Origin of the sequence: Frankia sp. AgKG'84/4, from assembly GCF_023242965.2 — a bacterium.
Taxonomy (GTDB): domain Bacteria; phylum Actinomycetota; class Actinomycetes; order Frankiales; family Frankiaceae; genus Frankia.
Map to the genome: position 1 here is coordinate 1 of NZ_JALKFU020001267.1, position 2,292 is coordinate 2,292.

The 2,292-nt window shown below is 73.4% G+C and carries 1 protein-coding gene and 1 pseudogene; one reads left to right on the plus strand and one right to left on the minus strand.

Features of this window, described 5'->3' with window-relative positions; genetic code table 11:
• Positions 1-286: 286 nt before the first annotated feature.
• Complete coding sequence (locus MXD58_RS29495; RefSeq protein ID WP_248839202.1) at positions 287-1,543, minus strand: Glu/Leu/Phe/Val family dehydrogenase; 1,257 nt, start codon at positions 1,541-1,543, stop codon at positions 287-289.
• A gap of 196 nt (positions 1,544-1,739) precedes the next feature.
• Between MXD58_RS29495 and MXD58_RS29500 the strand changes: the two are divergent.
• Positions 1,740-2,292 (plus strand): annotated as a pseudogene (locus tag MXD58_RS29500) (glycosyltransferase 87 family protein); the annotation flags it as partial.

The following is a 2,292-nucleotide window of genomic DNA, read 5'->3' on the forward strand; positions in this document are numbered from 1 at the left end:
GCGCGCCGCCGTCGCCGCGGCGGGCAGGGCGGCATCGGCCGGTAGGGCGGCATCGGCCGGTAGCCGCACGAGTTGCCGAAGGCTCACCCGATCGGTGGCCTTGACCGAGATCACCCTCGGCAACTCGGCGACCGGTACCGGCCGGGGACGTCCGGGGCCCGAAGGCCCGGGCGCCACCCGGCGCGGCCGTTGTGGGGGTGGGCTGGCTCAGCGGTGTCCGGCTCAGGGATGCCGGGGCTCAGGGATGTCGGGGCTCAGGGATGCCGGGGCTCAGGGATGTCGGGGCTCAGGGATAGAGGCCGCGGGTACGGTGCGCCTCGGCGACCCGGCTCACCCCGATGATGTGGGCCGCGCCGCGCATGCTGATGCCCTGCGTGGTGGCGAGCATGGCGACCTCGCCGTAGGCGCGTTCCATCAGGGCCCGCAGCCGGTCGTTGACCTCGTCCTCGGACCAGAAGTAGGCCTGCATGTCCTGCACCCATTCGAAGTAGGACACGGCCACGCCGCCGCCGTTGGCCAGGATGTCCGGCACGACCAGCACCCCGCGGTCCTCGAGGATCTGGTCGGCCTCGGCGGTGACCGGGCCGTTGGCACCCTCGACGATGATCCCGGCGCGGATCCGCTCGGCGTTCTCGATGGTGATGACACCTTCGAGGGCCGCGGGGACCAGCACGTCGACGTCCAGTTCGAGCAGGTCGTCGTTGGTGATCGAGTCCGTCCCCGGGAAGCCGACGACCGTCTCCGCACCGTCCGCGAGGTGTCGCATGAGCGCCACCGGGTTGAGCCCCCGCGCGTTGTGGATGCCGCCCTTGACGTCGGAGACGGCGACGACCCGGCAGCCGGCGTCGTGCAGGTACTGGGCGGCGAGCGCCCCGACCTTGCCGAAGCCCTGGATGGCGACCGACGTCGTGTGCGGGTCCCGGCCGGTCTGGCGCAGCGCGGCGAACAGCGCGAGCTGCACCCCGCGGCTGGTCGCGCCGGCACGGCCGGCCGAGCCGCCGATCGACATCGGCTTGCCGGTGACGACGCCGGTGGCGGTGTGGCCGGTGTGGGCCGAGTACGTGTCCATGATCCAGGCCATGGTCTGCTCGTCGGTGCCCACGTCGGGCGCGGGGATGTCCTTCTCCGGCCCGATCAGGGGGACGAGTTCGGCCGCGTAGCGGCGGGTCATCCGCTCGCGCTCCTGGCGCGAGAGCATCCCCGGCTCCACGGCGATGCCGCCCTTGGCGCCGCCGTAGGGGATCCCCATCAGCGCGCACTTCCAGGTCATCCACATCGCCAGCGCCTTGACCTCGTCAAGGTCGGTGTCGGGGTGGTAGCGGATGCCGCCCTTGCCCGGACCGCGGGCCAGGTTGTGCTGGACGCGGTAGCCGGTCAGCACCATCAGCTGCCCGTCGTCCCGCAGCAGTGGAACGGCGACGGTGATCGACCGTCGGGGTGTGCGGAGCAGTTCGTGCAGTCCGTCGTCGAGGCCCAGATGACGGGCCGCGTTCGCCAGTTGAACGCAGGCCGTGTCCCATGCTGAGCCGGATCCGAGGATCACAGGCACCTCCGCGGCGCGTTTCGAGCCACCCTCCGCCGCCGGACGCGCCGCCGGGTCCGCCGGCCACGACACGCTCCGTTGCGTGCCATGGCAGTGACTCGATATGGCGCAAACAATAGGTGACACTGGCGGGTCTCCGCCGGGCGCACGCGGGGTGAGCCTCGGCCCATCGGCCGCGGCCGGTACGGTCGCCGTCGTGCGTGCGGATCGGTCGTCCTCCCCTGCCGACCCGTGCCGCCCGCAACCGGTGCCGGCGCCGCGGCCGGCCGGCGCCGCGCAGCCCGCGGCGGCCACAGCCCGGACTGGTCCGGGCACCGCCCGATCGGCCGCGCTGAGACTCGCGGCCGCCTGGCTGGTCACCCGGGTCGTGCTCGTCGTCGGCGTGCTGACGGGTCAGACGTTCGGTGCCCAGCAGACCGTGCAGGGAGACCTTCGGATCTACGCCGCCTGGGCCCACCAGCTCGGGCACGGCGGGGGGCTGCCGATCGGCGACGAGCGGTGGCAGTACCCGCCCGCGGCGGCCGTCGCGTTCGTCCTGCCGGAACTCGCGCACTCCCTGTTGGTGGCGCCCTATCGGGTGGCCTTCGTGGCGCTGATGATCCTTACCGACGCTGTTGTGACCGCCCGGCTGGCCCGCCGTGACCGCGGCGCGGCGGTGTTCTGGGTGGCCGGGATCACCGCGCTCGGCCCGGTGGCGCTGGCCCGGTTCGACCTGCTGCCGGCGGCGGCGGGCGGCGAGCGCGCCGGTG